The sequence below is a fragment of the Litorilituus sediminis genome, assembly GCF_004295665.1.
GTDB lineage: Bacteria > Pseudomonadota > Gammaproteobacteria > Enterobacterales > Alteromonadaceae > Colwellia > Colwellia sediminis.
In genome coordinates this window covers 616,919-637,254 of sequence record NZ_CP034759.1, presented here as the reverse complement: position 1 = coordinate 637,254, position 20,336 = coordinate 616,919, and the positions used below count along the sequence as shown (strand labels likewise).

15 protein-coding genes are annotated in these 20,336 nt (G+C 40.0%); 8 read left to right on the top strand and 7 right to left on the bottom strand.

Annotated elements, in window-relative coordinates; all coding sequences use genetic code 11:
* Window positions 1–21: 21 nt before the first annotated feature.
* A complete protein-coding gene (gene rrtA / locus EMK97_RS02915) occupies window positions 22–636 on the bottom strand; it encodes a rhombosortase (RefSeq protein ID WP_130599286.1) in 615 nt (204 codons plus the stop codon).
* 80 nt (window positions 637–716) lie between these two features.
* Here rrtA and EMK97_RS02910 point away from each other — a divergent pair, with 80 nt between their 5' ends.
* The 3 genes from EMK97_RS02910 to EMK97_RS02900 all read left to right on the top strand — a co-directional run bounded on the left by EMK97_RS02910 (window position 717) and on the right by EMK97_RS02900 (window position 3,556).
* Window positions 717–1,388, top strand: coding sequence for a tRNA-uridine aminocarboxypropyltransferase (locus EMK97_RS02910; protein ID WP_130599284.1), 672 nt, complete (start codon window positions 717–719; stop codon window positions 1,386–1,388).
* A 25-nt stretch (window positions 1,389–1,413) separates the two neighbouring features.
* Window positions 1,414–3,189: a gamma-glutamyltransferase gene (ggt, locus tag EMK97_RS02905; RefSeq protein ID WP_130599282.1), complete on the top strand. Its 1,776-nt coding sequence runs from the start codon at window positions 1,414–1,416 to the stop codon at window positions 3,187–3,189.
* Between the two features lie 145 nt (window positions 3,190–3,334).
* A complete protein-coding gene (locus EMK97_RS02900) occupies window positions 3,335–3,556 on the top strand; it encodes a TIGR02922 family protein (protein WP_130599280.1) in 222 nt (73 codons plus the stop codon).
* Window positions 3,557–3,796: 240 nt separating this feature from the next.
* Here the strand turns inward: EMK97_RS02900 and EMK97_RS02895 are convergent, their stop codons facing one another.
* The 4 genes from EMK97_RS02895 to EMK97_RS02880 are packed head-to-tail and all read right to left on the bottom strand — an operon-like array spanning window position 3,797 to window position 8,099.
* Complete coding sequence (locus tag EMK97_RS02895; protein ID WP_130599278.1) at window positions 3,797–6,049, bottom strand: xanthine dehydrogenase family protein molybdopterin-binding subunit; 2,253 nt, start codon at window positions 6,047–6,049, stop codon at window positions 3,797–3,799.
* A 4-nt stretch (window positions 6,050–6,053) separates the two neighbouring features.
* Window positions 6,054–6,506, bottom strand: a complete 453-nt coding sequence (locus EMK97_RS02890; RefSeq protein ID WP_130599276.1) for a (2Fe-2S)-binding protein — start codon at window positions 6,504–6,506, stop codon at window positions 6,054–6,056.
* Entirely contained in the window at window positions 6,503–7,105 is a 603-nt protein-coding gene (locus tag EMK97_RS02885) for a nucleotidyltransferase family protein (RefSeq protein WP_170176710.1), read from the bottom strand. The genes EMK97_RS02890 and EMK97_RS02885 overlap by 4 nt, the downstream gene beginning before the upstream one ends.
* Window positions 7,095–8,099, bottom strand: coding sequence for an XdhC family protein (locus EMK97_RS02880; protein ID WP_130599272.1), 1,005 nt, complete (start codon window positions 8,097–8,099; stop codon window positions 7,095–7,097). The genes EMK97_RS02885 and EMK97_RS02880 overlap by 11 nt, the downstream gene beginning before the upstream one ends.
* A 201-nt stretch (window positions 8,100–8,300) precedes the next feature.
* Between EMK97_RS02880 and EMK97_RS02875 the strand changes: the two genes are divergently transcribed.
* The 4 genes from EMK97_RS02875 to EMK97_RS02860 all read left to right on the top strand — a co-directional run bounded on the left by EMK97_RS02875 (window position 8,301) and on the right by EMK97_RS02860 (window position 15,485).
* A complete protein-coding gene (locus tag EMK97_RS02875) occupies window positions 8,301–9,920 on the top strand; it encodes a methyl-accepting chemotaxis protein (RefSeq protein WP_130599270.1) in 1,620 nt (539 codons plus the stop codon).
* 94 nt (window positions 9,921–10,014) lie between these two features.
* Window positions 10,015–10,590 carry a hypothetical protein gene (locus EMK97_RS02870; RefSeq protein WP_130599268.1) on the top strand — a complete coding sequence of 192 codons (576 nt, stop codon included), beginning with the start codon at window positions 10,015–10,017 and terminating at the stop codon, window positions 10,588–10,590.
* A 144-nt stretch (window positions 10,591–10,734) separates the two neighbouring features.
* On the top strand, window positions 10,735–14,889 hold the full coding sequence (locus tag EMK97_RS02865; protein WP_130599266.1) for a thrombospondin type 3 repeat-containing protein: 4,155 nt from the start codon (window positions 10,735–10,737) through the stop codon (window positions 14,887–14,889).
* Window positions 14,890–15,053: 164 nt separating this feature from the next.
* A complete protein-coding gene (locus EMK97_RS02860) occupies window positions 15,054–15,485 on the top strand; it encodes a low molecular weight protein-tyrosine-phosphatase (protein WP_130604349.1) in 432 nt (143 codons plus the stop codon).
* A 76-nt stretch (window positions 15,486–15,561) separates the two neighbouring features.
* Here the strand turns inward: EMK97_RS02860 and EMK97_RS02855 are convergent, their stop codons facing one another.
* Window positions 15,562–16,614, bottom strand: a complete 1,053-nt coding sequence (locus tag EMK97_RS02855; protein ID WP_130599264.1) for a 3-deoxy-7-phosphoheptulonate synthase — start codon at window positions 16,612–16,614, stop codon at window positions 15,562–15,564.
* Window positions 16,615–16,776: 162 nt separating this feature from the next.
* The gene (ppsR, locus tag EMK97_RS02850; RefSeq protein WP_130599262.1) at window positions 16,777–17,586 is read right to left on the bottom strand and encodes a posphoenolpyruvate synthetase regulatory kinase/phosphorylase PpsR; all 810 of its coding nucleotides are present in this window, start codon (window positions 17,584–17,586) and stop codon (window positions 16,777–16,779) included.
* Window positions 17,587–17,781: 195 nt separating this feature from the next.
* Here ppsR and ppsA point away from each other — a divergent pair, with 195 nt between their 5' ends.
* Window positions 17,782–20,154, top strand: a complete 2,373-nt coding sequence (gene ppsA, locus EMK97_RS02845) for a phosphoenolpyruvate synthase (RefSeq protein ID WP_130599260.1) — start codon at window positions 17,782–17,784, stop codon at window positions 20,152–20,154.
* Window positions 20,155–20,336: the final 182 nt, after the last annotated feature.

The following is a 20,336-nucleotide window of genomic DNA, read 5'->3' as shown; positions in this document are numbered from 1 at the left end:
AGCTTTGTGAAAAAAAGCCTGTTACTTTTGCTGAGTAACAGGTTTTTTTTTGCTATAGCTAAGATAGATAAGACTAAATAACAGGCCGCCTACTGCTCCCCATAAGTGCGCATCAACTGCGACATCAGCGTTAATTAAGCTCATTACCTCGGCACTGGCACCATAAAGTTGCTCATAAGCTATTTTTAAGCAAACACCAATAAAGAGGAGGTAACCTGTTTTTTCTTTATGGCTTATATCTAAGATTGCCCCCCAAACAAAAATACCGTGAAGCACACCTGATAAGCCGACATACTGAATTAAATTTGGGTTAAATTGATACAAGGCAAGACTACAAAATAGTGCGGTACCTATAAAAATACTTGTGTAGTTTTTCAGGTTATAAAAGTGCCCATGCAATGCCCAAAGCATAGTTAACGCTGCTAGGTTTAGAAGTAAGTGGTAGCCATTCGTGTGCAGAAAGTGGCCACTGAGTAATCGCCATAATTGCCCTTGGCTAATCAGCTCTCTTTGGTAAACCAAATAATCTTGACTATTTGCAGTTAAAAAATGAGCTAATATCGCCAAAAGCGCGATACAAACGACAATTAGTGAGTGTTGTTTGGCAATAGGAAAGCGCGAGAAGTTGAACAACATATTGTTTCTTTCATAAAATAATTATTTATAATCACGCGCCACAGTATACAATGACTTTTTCTATTTAGTGTTTTATTTTTATGCCTCGAGTTCTTTGCCAAGCATGTCAACGCCCTGAAAAAGCATGTATTTGTGATTATATTGTGCCAGTAAATAATGCAATAAAAGTGGTGGTTTTACAGCACCCTAGTGAAGTAACTCAGGCAAAGGGTACCGTAAGCTTGTTGTCACGCTCCTTACAAAACTGTCAGGTACTTGTTGGTAAAGATTTTTCTGCCAATTCGGATCTACTTCAGATACTGGCTAACTATCATTGCCTGTTGCTGTACCCAAGTGACAACGCACAAACATTAAATGATTCGTATATCAAAACGCTTGCAGATAAAAAGCTCAGCCAAGTAAAAGCGGGCGATAATGTAGGGCAATTATGTTTAATAATACTCGATGGTACATGGAAAAAGGCCTATCGTATGTTTATGCTATCAAGCAAGCTTCATGATATTGACCATATCTGTTTACCTGAAAAAATAGCAAGTCAAGGTCAGTACCTTATTAGAAAGGTAGCGAAAGTGAATGCTTTATCTAGTTTAGAAGCCTGTTGTTATGCATTAGCTATGCTCGAGGGGGGCAACCAGCTAGTTGATAATGAAATTAATGCTGGTATATATCAGGTATTGTTGGATAAATTTGCCCAATTTAATGCCTTTCAACTATCTTTTAGGCCACAAGCGCACATAAAAAGTCATCACTAAAATAATACCTTAGGAATATTCATTCATGTTCAAAATGATCCCGTTATCAGTTGCTTTACTTGTCCCCTTATTAGGTGCTTCTTCGCTCAGCTTTGCAACAGAGGCGCCAAAACAAACCTTAATGAAGCGAGAGGTAAGAGAGCCAGAAGCGGCGACAGGTTTTTACGCCAAAGAGGCTGTTTTAGGTAAAGAGTACATGGTTGCTTCTGCTAACCCTTATGCTAGCCAAGCAGGTTTTGCCATGTTAGAGGCTGGTGGTAGTGCTGTGGATGCCGCCATTGCCGTGCAATTAGTACTGACTTTAGTTGAGCCACAATCATCGGGTATTGGTGGTGGTGCATTTATGTTGCACTGGCATAATGGAGAGAAAAAATTAACTACCTTTGATGGTAGAGAAACAGCGCCTAAATCGGCAATGAGTGATTTATTTTTACAAGCAAATGGTAAACCACTATCTTGGCGAGATGCCGTTGTTGGTGGTCGCTCTGTTGGTGTTCCAGGGTTATTGGCGAGCTTGAAACAAGCACATGAACAATTTGGAAAATTACCGTGGCAGACATTATTTAAACCGGCGATTGAGCTGGCAGAGCATGGCTTTATTGTTTCGCCTCGATTAGAAAAATTACTGGCAATGGGTTTTAACCCTGGCTTGCATAAGTTGCCAGAAATAAACCGTTATTTCTTCCCAAACGGTAAGATGGTTAAAGCTGGCGATGTCTTAAAGAACCCTAAGCTTGCTAAAGCACTTAAAAGTATTGCCATTGATGGCATAGAGGTTTTTTATCAAGGCTGGCTAGCAAAGCGCATTGTGGCAGAAGTGCAAAACTCTCCGATTTCGCCTGGTCTGTTAACACTAGACGATATGCGCAACTACCAAGCCAAAGAGCGACAAGCGGTATGTGGCCGTTATCATTTATATAAAGTCTGTGGCATGGCACCACCTAGTTCAGGTGGTATTAGCGTGATACAAATTTTGGCGCAGTTACAAAGCTTTAACTTGGCAAAATTTGAACCGAATGCTCTACAAGCCGTTCATTTATTAACACAGAGTTTTCGACTCGCATTTGCTGATAGGGCCAAGTATATTGCTGATGCTGACTTTGTTCCTGTACCCACTGAAGGTTTAATTGCACCAGAGTATTTAGCTAAACGTGCTCAACTAATTCGCCCTGATATAGACATGGGCAAGGCAGAAGCAGGGCAGCCTACAGGTAGTTTAGTTGTTGGCACAGACTCTGCCATTGAAAAACCATCAACCAGTCATTTATCTATTGTTGATAAACAAGGTAATGCCGTTTCTATGACCAGCAGTATTGAAAATGGCTTTGGCTCTGCTTTAATGGTTGAGGGCTTTATTTTAAATAATCAATTAACTGACTTTTCACTGGCGCCGCGAGAAAATGGCAAACTCGTTGCGAACTCAGTAGAAGGGCTGAAAAGACCACGTAGCTCGATGGCACCTATGATGGTGTTTAATCCAGATGGCTCATTAAAATTAGTGGTCGGCTCACCTGGTGGTAGCCGAATCATCAATTATGTTGCTCATACTATTGTTGCCGTGTTGGACTGGCAGCTTGATGTGCAAACGGCGATTAATTTACCTAAAGTAACTAATCGAAATAAAGTGACCACGTTAGAATTAGGTAAAGAGATAGCTCAGTTAAAGCCAGCTCTAGAAGCGAAAGGTCACCCTGTGCAAGTTAGGCCACTTAATAGTGGTTTACATGCGATAGAATTGACTAAATCAGGCCTTATTGGTGGTGCGGATCCTCGTCGAGAAGGTTTGGTTTTAAGCCGTTGATAATTAGCTAGATTCTTTGAGCTTAATCATAAAATATGAAGATAACTTGTTTATTTGCCTATAAATTTTAAAATTAACTCGACAAAAAGAGCTTTTAGGTCAATAGTTCATAAGTAACCAGTGACTTGTTCCTTTTGGAGGGGAAATGGGCAGTGATAATCTAACAACTGTTACCATTATTTATTACAATGAAAATTGCATAGAATTGCAGCATGAAGTTAAGACGTACCCAAAAAGCGAAAGTGGTAGGGTGATAATTCCTCAAGACTTTAAGGATGGTAAGTCGATAGTTGCAGTTTGCTTAGGTGAAATTGTGATCTTAAATAAAGTTGGTGATCGCGTCATAGCAGTCGATATTGATGAGTAAATTCATAGTTTTTGATAACGCTGTGGCACTGCTTTGTTTAATGCTCCTTAGATTAGCTAACGATTCACTGTATATATAGTAAGTAAAAAAATGATTTGTTCTCTCAGCTCTGAGATGGCTAAAGCGCTAAAGCTTATTTCAATTAGTATTAGTCAATTGGTATTAGTCAATTGGTATTAGGCGCGATTAAAAGCTCTGATAGCTTTAATCGCACCTGAACATGCCTTAGTGTTTTTGTTATTAAACTTCAAAGACCTTATTAACCGGTAAGTCTCTTATTCTGGTATTACAGGCATGGTAAATGGCATTGGTAATACTTGGCGCTATCGGTGGCACACCTGGTTCACCAATACCACCAGGAGGCGCACTAGATTCAACTATGTGCACATGCATTTCAGGTGCTTGCGAAATACGTGTTACTGGGTAATCATGAAAATTACTTTGCACAACGCTACCATCTTTTACGGAGATCTCTCCCATAAGCGCAATTGATAAGCCAAATATCATGGCACCTTCCATTTGTGCTTTCACTCTATCTGGCGTTACTGCGATGCCACAATCTACAGCAGTATGCATTTCTAAGACAGTTACCTTGTTATCAATAACAGACACTTTACTTGCCGCAGCAACAAAAGAGCCAAAGCTACGTAAAAAGCTAATACCCCATCCGTGGTTTTTAGGTAAATCCGCATTGGTATTTGCTTTTGTACAAACGAGGTTGATTAGATCTTTCATACGTTTGGTATCAATAGGGTGCTCTTTAATATCTAAATCGTAATTCGTGTAGTTAAAGTGATTTTCATCTGCTTTGATATGGCGATCTTTACCGAGCAAGTTAAGCCACATAGATTGTGTTGATATATTCGCTTTAACGGCTAATTCATCGACAAATGACCCTAAGGCAAAGCCATTGTTGATACAGGCAACAGAGCGAAGCCAGCCCGGTCTAACAAAAGAATCAACTTTATGTTTTTCGATACTTAAATGTTTTAGGGCAAAAGGCATATCAGCAAAGCCTAATGATAATTGCGAGTCACTTGGCTCTTTAGCATCTGGGTTCCATAGCCAGCCAATGGGCGGGTAGGCATTCCTCGCGATAAGGTAATCCACTTGTCCATTGTTATCGACTTCTGCTTTAAAGTAATTTGCAGAGCTTGAGTGATAAAAACCGTGCCTGATATCATCTTCTCTGCTCCAAATTACTTTAACAGGCCTTTTGCTTGCTTTAGCTAATTCCACCGCTTCAATAATAAAGTCACCTTTAGATTTACGACCAAAAGCACCGCCCATTAAAGTGACATTAAGCTCAATGTTGGCACTTTGCTCTCGGGTTAGCCCCAACTCTTGGGCAACGAGACCTTGCGCCCATTGAGGGTTTTGCGTGCCAGCCCAAACGGTACATTTATCACCATGAACTTCTGCGGTAGCAGCAGGTGTTTCCATAGGAGCATGATGTAGGTAAGGCACGGAATATGTGGCTTCAACCGTGTTGTTTTCATTAAACTTGTGCTGATAGACATCACCTTGATAGGCAATTTGTTCCCCTTTGCTGTTTACCTGTGCTTTTAATTGCGCGGTAAATTTTTCACTATCGTGTTTTTGACTTTGTTCAACACCTTGGTAGTCCCACTCTATAATTAGCTGCTTTTTACCTTGCAAAGCTGCCCAAGTGTTGTTTGCTAATACTGCAACGCCTGAAAGCGGGTTAACCCCTAAAGGAATGCTGCGAGGTTTAAGCGAAATTACATCCACCACACCTTTTACTTTTAACGCTTGTGTTGCATCGAAGGATTTTACTTTAGCACCAACAACTGGCGGGCGCGTTATTACCGCAATTAACATGTTTGGTCGTTGAATATCTTGTGCGTATTGCGCCTTGCCTTGTACTATGTCGGCTAAGTCAGTTTGTTTAACGTTTTTACCTATTAAAGAAAAGTCACTATGATGTTTTAAGGTAACTGTGTTTTTATCTGGTGGTGTTAACTTAGCGGCATGTTTTGCTAGTTCACCAAAGGCAATCTTTTGCTGAGTACTTTTATGAATAACAAAATGGTTTTCGGCTTTAACGTCTGATTTGTTAACTTGCCATATATTCGCAGCTGCTTGTTCAAGCATATCTCTTGCAATAGCGCCCATTTGTCTAATGGTATTAAAGTGACTTCTAATCGATGCTGAGCCAGCAGTTCCTTGTGAGCCATACTTTGCATCGGCTTTAGCTTGAACTACTGAGACCATATCCCAGTTAGCTTCCAGCTCATCTGCGATAATTTGTGGCACACTGGTACGAATACCTTGACCCATTTCACTGCGGTGGCAAATAATATCAACCTTGCCTTGATTATTAATGCTGACAAAAAAGTTTAATTCATGGCTGCTTAATGATTTTGCTGTGTTAGCCTGTAGTGGCAGGTTGATGCCTAAGGTAAATATACCGGCAGAAGCACCAGCAAGTTTGATAAAGCGGCGTCTGCTTACATTTTCTATGGTTTGCATGAGCTTACTCCTTGTTTGCCGCAGTATGTATTGCTTGTTTTATTCGCTTGTAGGTTCCACAACGGCAAATGTTTCCTTGCATGTGGTTATTTATCTCTTCATCAGAAGGGCTAGGGTTTTGCGCGAGTAATGACGCAGCACTCATCATTTGACCGCTTTGACAATAGCCACATTGTGGTACTTTATGCTGTTGCCAAGCGATTTGTATTTTATGATCGCCACGCTCACTTAAGCCTTCTATGGTGGTAATGTGTTTGTTCGATACTGCCGAAATAGGGGTTACACAAGAGCGGATAGCTTGACCGTCTAAGTGTACGGTGCAAGCGCCGCATTGGCCTGCACCACAGCCAAATTTAGTGCCAGTTAATGATAGCTCATCTCGAATGACATACAGTAATGGCATATCATCGTCGACATCTAGGCTGATGCTTTTATTATTTATGGTTAGGTTTATCATGCATGCTCCCTGGTGTTTTGCTTGATTCTTGCTTTTATCTCGACAAGATCTTCTTGTGTGTCGATATCATATATAGCCTCAGGACATTGGCTATATATGACATTTTTTTCATTGGCTTTGATGATAGAGATTGCTCCTCTATCTCGCGTTAACTTAGCTAATTCATGGTGATAGGTTTTAGGAAAAATAACCGGGGGAACAATCACCCCGTAAGCCTTAGTAGCGATAATTTTATCTGGGTGTGCTTGGCAAAGTGTTAATAGTTTTTCAATATGCTGCGCTGGCACTAACACTTGATCTGCTAAGGCGATCATTATGTGTTGCTCATGCTTGCTAATATTTGTTATCGCTTGCGCTATTGTTTTACCTATACCTTGTTGCCATTGACTGCAATAGAGTATGTTTGCTTGTTCAGGTATTTTTTTGGCAATACTGGCAATATGCGCGCCTAAAGCAACATAGACTTGATTAAAGTGATGACTTAGTAGCGCTTTGCTTGAGTGCTCTATGACGGTTTCACTATGTAATTTAGCTAACTGTTTCACTGCCATAAAACGTTGGCTATTACCCGCGGCAAGTAGTAAAGCACTAACTGGCATGAGATATATCCTTGCTTGCTGTTGTGTATAAACCAAGTGACATACAAGAAGCATTCTCTAATTGTGCTTGTATTTGCGCTATTATGGATAAAGCAATCGCTTCTGGTAGTTCTCCGCCAAGATCTAAACCAATTGGGTTAGCTAACTGACAAGGTAATTGCTCTGCTGAAATACTTGCTTGTGCAAAGACACGATCTGTTCTGTGCTGCGGACCTAATAGGCCAATAAACTTGGCTTGTGTGCTGGTTAAGGTATCTAGCGCTTGCGCATCTAAATGAATATTGTGATGCATAATAACGATAGCATTGGCGCTATCTACTGCATCTGAGACTGTGCTTTGTTGATAGTGGCTTTGAATAATAGTGTCAGCGTCTTTAAAGCGCTCTTTTCGCGCATAAGCAGTGCGGCTATCTATTAAGGTAATGTGCCAATCCATTTGCTTGGCAATGTTTATTACCGGGATCGCATCTATACCGCCACCAAATACAACCAACCTTGTTCTAGGTTTTATGGTAAATACTTTGCTACTTGAGGCAATTGTTGTCAGGTTCTCTGAATTAAGGACAGTGTTTTCAAAGTCATTATCTTTTGAGGAGATTTGGTAATAACAAATTAGATTTTGCTGTAACTGCTTATATAAGAAAGGTAAATCCAGGTAGTTGTTGGTTTTATTTATTGGTTGTAATAACACCTTGACCATGCCGCCACAGCCAATGCCAAGCTGCCAAGCGATATCTGATTCATCACGCATATCATAGCAAACACTGATGGCTTGGTTTAATTGCAAACATTTTTGTGCTTGTTTGAGTAGGTCGGCCTCTAAACAGCCGCCACTTAGCAAACCATAGCTTTTTCCTAAACTGTTAAATAACATCATGGCGCCAGATTTACGATAACTTGAGCCTTTTGTTTCTATTATGGTGGCAAGCACCCAAGAAAAACTGTCTTTATTTTGATACCAGGTTGTTAATAACGACATATGCTGATTATTCATAAAGTCATCTAATATTTAGGACAGGTCACTTTAAGATAATAAACAATGTGTAATTGATAAAATAATTAAATGTAACGAATTACGTATTAATTAAAACTCGTGAGTTAATTGTCACTCATGTGAATATAAATTAAATATTTATGGAAATTTATTCGTTGAGGGTTATGATGGCTGAGGGCATTATTTAGCTGAGGTTAGCAAATGAGTTTAAGAGCAAAGATTCTGGTGTTTGTATTCGTTCTTTTGGTATCACTTATTAGTATTGCTGTTTTAGGGTTGCAGGTGTTATCTCAATCGAGTGAGGCTGATAATATCGCTCGCATTAATCAATTGATGAAAAGCACAGTCAATATTGTCGAACAGTTTGAGCTATTGGCAAATAAAGGTGAGTTATCAACTGAACAGGCTAAAAACTTTGCTACAAAGATGCTAAGAGAGAATAAGTACCACGCATCTGAATATGTTTATGTTGTCGATGATGAACTTAATTTTTTAGCTACACCTCATGACCCGCAATTGCATGGTACAAGCTTTAATGACTTTAAAGATGCTAGCGGCCAAAGTATAGGTAAAATGGTGGAAAGCTTAGTAGGTGATAAAACTCGGCAGATTATTACCTATCACTGGAACTCTGAACGAGATGGCAAGATAGTTGATTTAACCTCGGTAGTGCAAAAAACAGCTGATTGGGGTTGGTATATTGGTACAGGTATTAGTTACGCAGAGGCCGATGCCAGATATTGGTCTACAGCGAAGTGGTTGCTGTCATTATCCATTTTAATTGCTGTTATTTTGGCTGCTGTTTTAACTAAATTTGGTTTAGCGTTGAATAGTGCACTAGGGGCAGAAGTTAATGACGTTACTAAAATAGTTTTACGGGTTTCCCGTGGTGATTTAAAACAAGATAGCCGGTTTGAGCAAGCGAAGCGCGACAGTATTGTTGGCTCAGTTAATTATATGCAGCATGCACTGCAAGGCGTGGTACTCGGTATTAAACAGGTAACTGATAGTCTGCATCAACAGACGGATGACTCGGGAAATAGGGCACAAGCGCTGGATAGCTTGACGCAAAATATGCGTGATGAAACACAAGTTGTTGCTTCAGCTGTTACGCAATTAACTGCCTCAGCGAGTACGGTTGCTGAACATGCCAAACAAACGGCTGACTCTGTAGCTGCGGCAGAGCAACAAGGACAAGAAGCCAATGAATTAACACAAGAGGCGAGTAAAACCATTAAATTACTCGAAACACAAATCGACAGTGCTGGCTCAAATATTCAGTTACTTGATGATGAAGTGAATAATATTGCCAATGTGTTAACCGAAATTCAGGGGATTGCTGAGCAAACCAATTTACTGGCTTTGAATGCCGCAATCGAGGCTGCAAGAGCAGGAGAGCAAGGGCGTGGATTTGCGGTTGTCGCTGATGAGGTACGTCAATTAGCGCAACGAACTCAATCTAGCACAGAAGAGATTCGTGGCATGATAGTAAAATTACAAAATGCTACGCTACAGGCAAAAACTTCGGTGGCTGATAGCATGTCTACCAGTGAAATAACGGTTGAAAAATCAACTCAAGTAAGTGAACAGCTACAGCAAGTAGCAAGTTCACTTTCTGCGATTGCGCAGATGTCAGAGCAAATTTCTGTTGCTGCCAGCGAGCAACTAGCAGCAGGCGAAGACAGTGCTCGTAGAATTGTTCATATTTCTGATACCGCTGAAAATACTTCAATTCTATCTAATCAAGCTCAAGAAGCCGCTAAGCAGGCGCAAGTACTGAGTAGCCAGCTGGAGGTTGAGATTAATAAGTTTACCATGTAGTTAAATTTTCTTACATTTTGGTGTGATACTTGCTTTTTTCATTAAATGGGCTGAGTTTAAAACTAGCTGACAATTTTTTGGCGAGGATAAATAAGTGAGAAGTAATACGATGCGGTGGTTAATACAGATTGGTGCCTTACTGTTAACAATGGTGAGTTTGCAAAGTCATGCGGTAGAAACGTCAGTACAGTTACATAAGGTAGATCAAGAGGGCAGTTATGGTTACAGCTTAGCCATAGGTGATGACTTTTTTGATAAGCCAGAGTTTAACTGGCAAATTGCTTATAGCAGGGTAGAAGATGCCAATATTCGCTGGAATGACGATGATATTGATTTTTCATTAGATACCATTGATGTTGCACTGAGCTATCGTTATTTTCCTAAATCGTACAATAAATTTATTAATAGCCTTTCATTTGAATTTCAACTCGGTGCTGGCATTGTTTTAACAGAAAATAAATTTACTTGGCCAGATCTTCAAGAAGAAAAGTTCTTTTCAGAGCAGGGCGATATTAACCCCTTTATTGCTGTGGCAATGCATAAAGAGTTAACGAGAAAAACATCAGTGCACTTTGGTGTAAAACATTACCCAAGTTATTCAGAGTTTGATGATGTTAGCTCAATCTTTATTGGTTTTACTTATAATTTTGGTCGTAAGTCTGGTTACTAAAGCTTAAGTTAGCCTTGAGTTTGTCGATATAAAGCTCAGGTTACTAAGTAGTAACACCTCATTTGTAATTATTTGTTAAAGTTAAGGTAGACAGTGCAAAAAAGTACTGTGGTCCGATACATTACCCAGTGGAGATGTTTTAAAATGCGTGGGTTGAAATTTTTATTATGCTTGCTAGTTTTTCTAAGTACTGCTGCCTTGCCAGTATATGCTAGCTGTGATGCAAATGGTGATCCGCTCACCGATACCGATGGTGATGGGTACAATGATGATATTGACCAATTTCCCAATGATATCACCGAATGGATAGATACGGATTGCGATGGCATTGGGAATAATACCGATCCTGATATTGATAATGATGGCTTAGATAATAACCTAGATAATAATGATGATGGTGACTTAGTTATCGATTTTTATGATCCCTTTCCACACAACCATCATGAATGGTTAGATACTGATGGTGATGGCTTAGGTAATAATGAAGATACTAACGATGATAATGACTCAGCACCTGATTTAATCGATGTATTTCCGCTTGATCCTACCGAAACCATAGATACAGATAATGACACCATTGGTAACAATGCCGATACCGACGATGATAATGATGGCGTGTTAGATGCGTTTGATGCCTTTCCACTTGATCCCCTTGAAACCTTAGATACAGATAATGACGGCATAGGCAATAATACTGACACCGATGATGATGGTGACGGTGTTGACGATGTTGATGATGCCTATCCGCTTAACCCTACCGAGAGCGTAGATAGCGATGGTGATGGTTTAGGTGATAACAGTGATGTTGATAGAGATGGCGATGGTGTTGTTAATAGCGATGATGTATGGCCTGATGATAATACTGAGTGGTACGACACGGATTTAGATGGCATTGGTAATAATGCTGATACTGATGATGATGGCGATGGCGTGCCTGATGTGAGTGATGATCTACCGTTAGATAATACCGAAACACTAGATACCGATAATGATGGTATTGGTAATAACGCTGATACCGATGATGATGGTGATGGTGTTGAAGATGCACTTGATGCTTGTCCATTAGATGCCAATGAGCGTTTAGATTTAGATAATGACGGCATTTGTGATGGTAATGATTTAGATATTGATGGCGATGGTACGCCAAATGCAACTGATGCTTTTCCTCTAAACCCAGCAGAGCAATTAGATACTGACGGCGATGGTTTTGGTGATAACAGTGATGCTGATATTGATGGCGATGGTATTGCTAACGCCAGTGATTTTGCGCCACTTGATGCCAGCGAATATGTTGACACAGACGGTGATGGTGTTGGTAACAATACTGATTTAGATGATGATGGTGATGGCGTTGCTGATACGGTAGATTCATTTCCATTAGATCCAAATGAAACCATAGATACCGATGGTGATGGCATAGGTAATAATACTGATAGCGATGATGATAACGATGGCATATTAGATATTAATGATGCTTTTCCATTAACTGCACCTGCAACAACCGATACAGACAATGATGGCATTGCTGATATTAATGACACTGATGATGATGGTGATGGCGTATTAGATAGTGTTGATGCTTTTCCATTAAATCCAAATGAGTCAGTTGATACTGATGGTGATGGTATTGGTAATAACAGTGATGCTGATGATGATAACGACGGTATTATTGATATAAACGATAGCTTCCCCTTAGATGATAGCGATTACAGAGACACGGATAATGACACTATCGGTAATGTGCTCGATGATGATGATGATAATGATGGCGTGTTAGATATTTATGATGCCTTTCCGCTCGACCCTACAGAACAGTTAGATACTGACGGTGATTCACTGGGTAACAATACTGACAGTGATGATGATAATGATGGCTTCGTTGATAGCGATGATGCTTTTCCAACCAACAATTTAGAGTGGTTTGATACGGATAATGATGGTATCGGCAATAATTCTGATAATGATGATGATGGCGATGGCGTTATCGATAGTGAAGATGCTTTTCGCTTAAATGCCAGTGAGCAGTTCGATAGCGATGGTGATGGTATTGGTAATAATCAAGATAGTGATGATGATAACGACGGCTTTATTGATAGCGAAGATGCCTTACCCAATGACCCATTAGAGCATTTAGATACTGATTTAGATGGTATAGGTAATGTTAAAGATCAAGATGATGATAATGACGGTGTAATTGATGCGCTGGATCTATTCCCATTAAATCCAAACGAATCTAAAGATAATGATGGCGATGGTTTAGGGGATAATGAAGATAGCGATGATGATAATGATCAGCGCGCAGATGAATTTGATGCCTTTCCATTTGATCCTAACGAGGTAGACGATACCGATGGCGATGGTATAGGTAACGTATTAGATAGCGATGATGATGGCGATGGGGTTTTAGACTTCTACGATGATCTGCCGCTAGATGCTAGCGAACAAGTAGATACCGATGGTGATGGCGCTGGTAATAACACGGACTTAGATGATGATGGCGATGGCATGAGCGATGAATACGAGTTACGTTATAACTTGGATCCGTTAGAAAAAGCCGATGCCACCTTTGATAGCGACTTTGACGGGGTGACAAATGGTGACGAAGCTCAGGCGGGCACTAACCCTTTGCTTGATGATTATGCGCCGGTGATCACACCACCACAAGCCGTACACTTGTATGCTAATCATACCTTTACTCAATTATCTTTAGACGAGTTGATTAGTAAAACTCAAGTGTTTGTTGAAGATGGTAAAGATGGTGCGAACTGCTGTAATTTAACTGCAGTTGGTTTTGAAACAGGTGCTAAAAATATAAAATCTGGCCTGATCCCGATTACTTGGCGAGCCGTTGATGCTGCTGGCAATATTGCCACCAAAGAGCAAACCTTAAATGTCCACCCTATGGTGAACTTTTCTGCGCCACAACGTGTCGCAGAAGGTGGTGTCGCTCGAGTGAAAGCAGTGTTATCAGGCCTTGCACCTAGCTATCCATTAGCGGTGCCTGTCAGTGTCACAGGAGATGTGGATAATGCTGATTATCAATTGCCTACAAATGAAATCATTATCACAGAGGGGACATCAGGGTATATAGATATTGCCTTATCGGAAGATTTTCAATCTGAGGGTGATGAACAGCTGATTGTTAATTTTGCTGCTGGTGTTAATGCCGGCGTTAATGCTCAACAAGTTATTACCATAACTGAAGGTAATGTTGCCGCTGATTTAACGCTTTTTGTTGAGCAGCAAAACCAAAAGGTGAGTACTGTTGCAGCGGATGCGGGTTTAGCGACGATTAATTTGCAAATAAGCGACTCAAATGTTGCTGATACTCATGTGATTGACTGGCAATTACCTGAGTACTTAAATGGGCAAGTTAGTGCCAATCAACAACAAGTCTCTTTTGCTCCGCAAGATGTTACTTTGCCGGAAGAAAATCATGGTTTAATTGAAGTGTTAGTAACCGTGACCGACAGTGGCAATAGCAGCAACAGTGGCAATGAGCCAATATTGCAAACTCGCGCTGTCAATATCCCGCTTGTGGCTTCGCTGCCTAGATTAACGACGACAGATACAGATAGAGACGGTGTTAATGATTTAGCAGAAGGTTATCTAGATGAAGACTTAGATGGTTTACCTTTGTTTATGGACTCATCAAATATACCTTACTTACAACCCTTGCATGTTAATGCCTCCGTGGTAAAACTTGCCGAAACAGAGCCGGGTTTATCGTTAACTTTAGGTAAATATGCCCGAGTTAAAGGCTCTGATGGTGTAGAGCTTTCACAATCAGAGTTAGATTCCACTCAATTGGTAAGCAAAGATACCTTAGTACATAAAGGCGGTTATTTTGATTTTGAAATTGAACAAATTCAGCCCTTTGGTCGCTCTGTTTATATTGTGTTGCCGTTAGCGCAGGCTATTCCTGAATATGCGGTATACCGTAAATTTAATGCTGATACTGGTTGGCAAGATTTTGTCGAAAATGCTAACAATGCTGTCGCCTCAAGTGATACGGTGAATGGTGTTTGTCCTGCACCACATAGTGAGCTATACCAAGCAGGGTTAGTGGTAGGGCACACTTGTTTGCGTTTATATATTCAAGATGGTGGCGCTAATGACAGTGATGGTATCGCCAATGGTGTTGTTGTTGATCCTGGCGGGCTAGCGGTAGTGGCAAATTCGACGATTGCCGAAGAAACAACGCCTGAAAAGTCCAGTAGTGGAAGCAGCTCATTATTTATGTTATTTGCTTTAGCTTGGATGATTTTAGTAAGAAGAAAGCAGTGCACATTTAAGTAAATTTGCGCTTAATCAAAATACTGGCCTGAGTAAGTGATTTTTTTTTATTCAGGCTAGATTTTCTTTCTTATGTTTGTAACTATACCAGCCTAGATTTCATTAACTCTTTGGTAACATTTCTCGTGGATGATTTAAAAGGAATAAAGTCAGTATTATTTGTTTGCATGGGCAATATTTGCCGCTCGCCTAGTGCTGAGGCTGTGTTTCGTCATAAAGCTAAATTAGCAGGACTTAGAGTAAAAATAGATTCTGCTGGAACTGTAGGCGCACATGCCAAAGAGAAGCCAGATCATAGATCACAAAAGGCAGGTGTTGCTCGCGGTTATTCTTTCGATGGCATTAAAGCCAGAAAAGTTACGGCGAAAGACTTTGATGACTTTGATTTAATTTTGGCTATGGATGAAGATAATTTAGCCAAGTTAAATGATATGGCGCCTAATGCGCTGCGTTATAAAAATCGCTTATTTTTAGATTTTGCCCCAGAGCTGGAAGAGCAACAGGTGCCAGATCCTTATTATGGTGGCGCTAAAGGCTTTGATTATGTTTTAGATTTAGTTGAAGCGGCCAGCGATGGTTTAATCGAACAAATTAAATAATCGTTTACTTTATATAAAAAAAACCGACGCATATAGATCGGTTTTTTTATGACTTTTATGGTTAACCGGCTAATAATTACTGTAAGCGCACTTTTACCGCATCAGCTAGTAATGCAAAAATCTGTTCACTAACGTTTAAATCAACACAAGCATCAGTAATACTTTGCCCGTAAACTAGTGGCTCGCCTGGTATAACAGCTTGATTACCTGCGGTTAAGAAACTTTCGATCATGACACCAAAAATGCTATTTTCACCCGCACGAATTTGCTCAGCCAATGATCTGGCAACATCAATTTGCTTGTTATGATCTTTATAGCTATTGCCATGGCTACAATCAACCATAATACTTTGAGTTAGATTAGCTTTGTCTAATTGCTGACATGCCGATGAAATATCACTTGCATGGTAATTTGGCTCTTTACCGCCACGTAAAATTATATGTGCATATGGGTTACCATGAGTTTGGTAAATACACATTTGGCCACTTTTATCTGGCGAGTAAAGTACATGCGGCACGCTAGAGGCTTTGATGGCATCAATGGCGATTTTTACATTACCATCAGTACCGTTTTTAAAGCCAACAGGGCAAGAAAGTGCAGAGGCTAATTCACGGTGTACTTGGCTTTCTGTTGTTCTTGCGCCGATTGCGCCCCAACTGATCAAATCAGAAATGTATTGACCTGTGACCATATCTAAAAATTCTGTGCCAGCAGGTAAACCCATTTCGTTAATTTCTACTAACAGGTTTCTTGCTAACTTTAAGCCTTTAGCCACGTGAAATGATTTATCTAAATCAGGGTCACTAATTAAACCTTTCCAGCCGACGGTGGTACGTGGCTTTTCAAAGTAAACACGCATCACAATCAAGAGTTCATTTTTATACTTTTCACGTAACGTTTTTAGCTGATTAGCATAATCTATAGCTGCTTCGGTGTCGTGAATTGAGCATGGGCCGACGACCACAAGCAAGCGCTTGTCTTCACCGCTGATAACCGCTTCAATTTCTTTACGGCTTTGCATGATGAAATCAGCCGTTTCTGGCGTTAATGGGATCTGCTCTGCAAGTTCGGCAGGCGATGCCAAATTCTCTATTAAGGTAGTCCTTAATTCATCTGTTTTAATTGTCATAAAAATCTAATGTTAGTCTTTGTCTCTTTTGCTTGTGCTTAATCTGAGATTATTGTGCTAAAGAGACAAATTAAAATATCGCGCTAACATAGCTAAATTACTGACTAATGTGAACCGTTTTACCAAGAAAAAACCATATTACTTGATATGAGTTAGTACAAATTAGTATTTATATCTTTGCAGGCCAGTTTCTGCGAGAATTTTCGCCGTTATTTCTTCTACAGAAAACTTGGTGGTATTGATAAAAGGGATTTTTTCTTTTTTATATAATTTCTCTACTTCACGCACTTCCATGCGGCATTGCCTTGCTGATGAATACTTGCTGTTTGACATTCTACCGTCGCGAATATCCATTAGCCGCTGGGCATCAATAGTTAAGCCGAATATTTTCTTTTTATGTGGTTTTAAAAAGTCGGGTAACTTCAATTCTTCCATATCATCATCAGTGAAAGGGTAGTTCGCCGCTTTTATACCGTATTGCAGTGCTAAATAGAGTGAGCTTGGCGTTTTACCTGAGCGTGATACCCCCACTAAAATAACGTCAGCTTGTTCGTAATTGGTAACGTTTGAGCCATCATCATTATTTAGTGCATAGTTAACAGCTTCAATACGGTAGTCGTAGCTGTTTTCGTGAATACTGTGGGTTCGGTGGGCTTTAGGTTTTGCTTCAATTTGTAGCTCTTTTTCTAATGGAGAAACAAAGTGCTCTAAAAAGTTATAGATAACGCCATCGCAGCTATCGATGATTTCACGAATGTCGTTATTAACGAAGGTGTGGAATACCAAAGGCTTTTCACCTGAGCGTTGGAATTCTTTATTAATTTTTTCTTTGGCTTCATGTGCCTTTTCTATGGTTTCAACAAATGAAATTGTATGGTGTTCAAATTCGGTAGGAAATAGCGATAATAAAGCGTGTCCGAACACTTCAGAGGTGATGGCGGTACCATCGGAAATATAAAAAGCACAGCGCATGATGAAATTCCTTATGAAAACTTTTACCTAGATATTCGAAATTGTGATTCTTTTTAGATTAGGGGCAGTGTAGAATGATAGCCGTCGAATATAAAGAGGTATTTTTTAAACCAATTTTCTAAATTTAGGCTATAACATAATTAGCCAGATAGAGAGTTGGCCGAATCCATTTTTTATCCTTATTGGAGATTAGTTGTGCAAGAAAATGTACTTTGGTATGAACACCTAGGAATGAATGACGTTGATCGCGTTGGTGGTAAAAACGCTTCACTAGGTGAAATGATTTCAAATTTAGCTAATGTTGGCGTACAAGTGCCAGGGGGCTTTGCAACAACCGCGCATGCGTTTAACGACTTCTTAGAGCAAAGCGGTATTAACGAAAAGATTTATCAGCTTCTTGATAATCTTGACGTTGAAGATGTAAATGCTCTAGCTGAATGTGGTGCAACTATTCGACAGTGGATAATAGATACGCCATTTTTACCAGAAATGCAGCGTGATATTGAAGCAGCTTATGAAAAGCTAGCAGCAGGTTTTGCTGATGACGCATCATTTGCGGTTCGCTCTTCAGCTACTGCAGAAGATATGCCTGATGCGTCATTTGCTGGTCAACAAGAAACCTTCTTAAATGTACGTGGCTTAGATGCCGTTATGGTGGCAATTAAGCACGTATTTGCCTCATTATTTAACGATAGAGCGATTTCGTATCGTGTGCACTCTGGCTATGACCACCGTGGTGTGGCGCTATCTGCGGGTATTCAGCGTATGGTGCGCAGTGACATTTCATCATCAGGTGTTATGTTCTCCATTGATACTGAGTCAGGTTTTGAAGATGTAGTCTTTATCACTTCAAGCTTTGGTTTAGGTGAAATGGTAGTACAAGGTGCGGTTAACCCAGATGAGTTTTATGTACACAAACCAACACTTGCCAAAGACAAGCCTGCGGTAGTTCGTCGTAACTTAGGTAGTAAAGCTATTAAGATGGTGTACTCGCAAAGTCAAGAACACTCAAAGCAAGTTGAAATTGTTGATATTGATGAAGCCGATTCAAATCGTTTCTCTTTAACTGATGCTGAAGTGCAAGAATTAGCCAAACAAGCGGTTATCATTGAAAAGCACTACGGTCGTCCAATGGATATCGAGTGGGCAAAAGACGGTTTAGACAATAAACTTTACATTGTTCAAGCTCGTCCAGAAACAGTAAAAAGCCGTGAAAATGCCAATGTAATGGAGCAGTTCCAGTTACAAGCAAGTGCTGATGTGATTTGTGAAGGTCGCTCAATTGGTCACAAAATTGGTAGTGGTCAAGCGAAAGTATTAGCTTCGTTAGAAGAAATGGATAAAATCCAGCCAGGTGATGTTTTAGTAACAGATATGACCGACCCAGATTGGGAGCCGATCATGAAACGTGCTTCAGCGATTGTTACTAACCGTGGTGGCCGTACTTGTCACGCGGCGATTATCGCTCGTGAAATGGGTATTCCTGCCGTAGTTGGTTGTGGTAATGCAACAGCACTAATTAAAACGGGTGATGAAGTAACGGTCTCTTGCGCTGAAGGTGATACTGGCTTTATCTATCAAGGTAAACTAGATTACACAGTCACGACTTCTGAAATTGATTCAATGCCTGAATTACCATTAAAAATAATGATGAACGTAGGTAACCCAGACAGAGCCTTTGCTTTTGCTCGTTTACCGCATGCAGGTATCGGTTTAGCGCGTTTAGAATTCATCATTAACAAAATGATTGGTGTACACCCGAAAGCACTGCTTAATTTTGATGAGCAATCAGCCGATCTTAAAGAAGAAATTAGCGATATTATTGCCGGTTATGAAAGCCCAGTTGAGTTTTACATTGCTAAACTAACTGAAGGTATTTCTACTTTAGCTGCTGCCTACTCACCTGAGAAAGTGATTGTTCGTATGTCTGACTTTAAGTCAAATGAATACGCAAACTTAGTGGGTGGTGAAGAGTTTGAGCCGGATGAAGAGAACCCTATGATAGGTTATCGCGGTGCTTCTCGTTATATCTCTGAAGACTTTAGAGATTGCTTTGCTTTAGAATGTGAAGCGATTAAACGTGTACGCAATGATATGGGCTTAACTAATGTTGAAGTGATGATCCCATTTGTACGTACTTTAGAAGAAGCGTCTGCTGTGATTGATATTTTGGCAGAGCACGGCTTAAAACGTGGTGAGAATGGTTTACGTATTATTATGATGTGTGAATTACCATCTAATGCATTACTTGCTGATCAATTCCTTGATTATTTTGATGGTTTCTCGATTGGTTCAAATGATTTAACCCAGTTAACCTTAGGTTTAGATAGAGACTCAGGTTTAATTGCCCATTTATTTGATGAGCGTAATCCTGCGGTTAAAGCCTTACTTTCAATGGCAATTAAAGCCTGTAAAGCCAGAGGTAAATACGTAGGTATTTGTGGTCAAGGGCCTTCAGATCATGAAGACTTTGCTGCCTGGTTAGTTGAACAAGGTATTGATAGTGTGTCATTAAACCCAGATACAGTATTACCAACTTGGTTGTATTTAGCCGAAAACCTTAAGTAATACTTAGCTTTTAGCTTTAAATATTATTTCTTTAAAAAGCCATTGCATAAAACATGCAATGGCTTTTTGTTTTTATAATGCAGATGTAAAAATGAGCAAAAATAACTAAGATATTCGAAGTTAATATAGGAAAAATGGCAGAAATTGCCCCTAAAGGTTAGTTCCAATTTCCATATTCATTA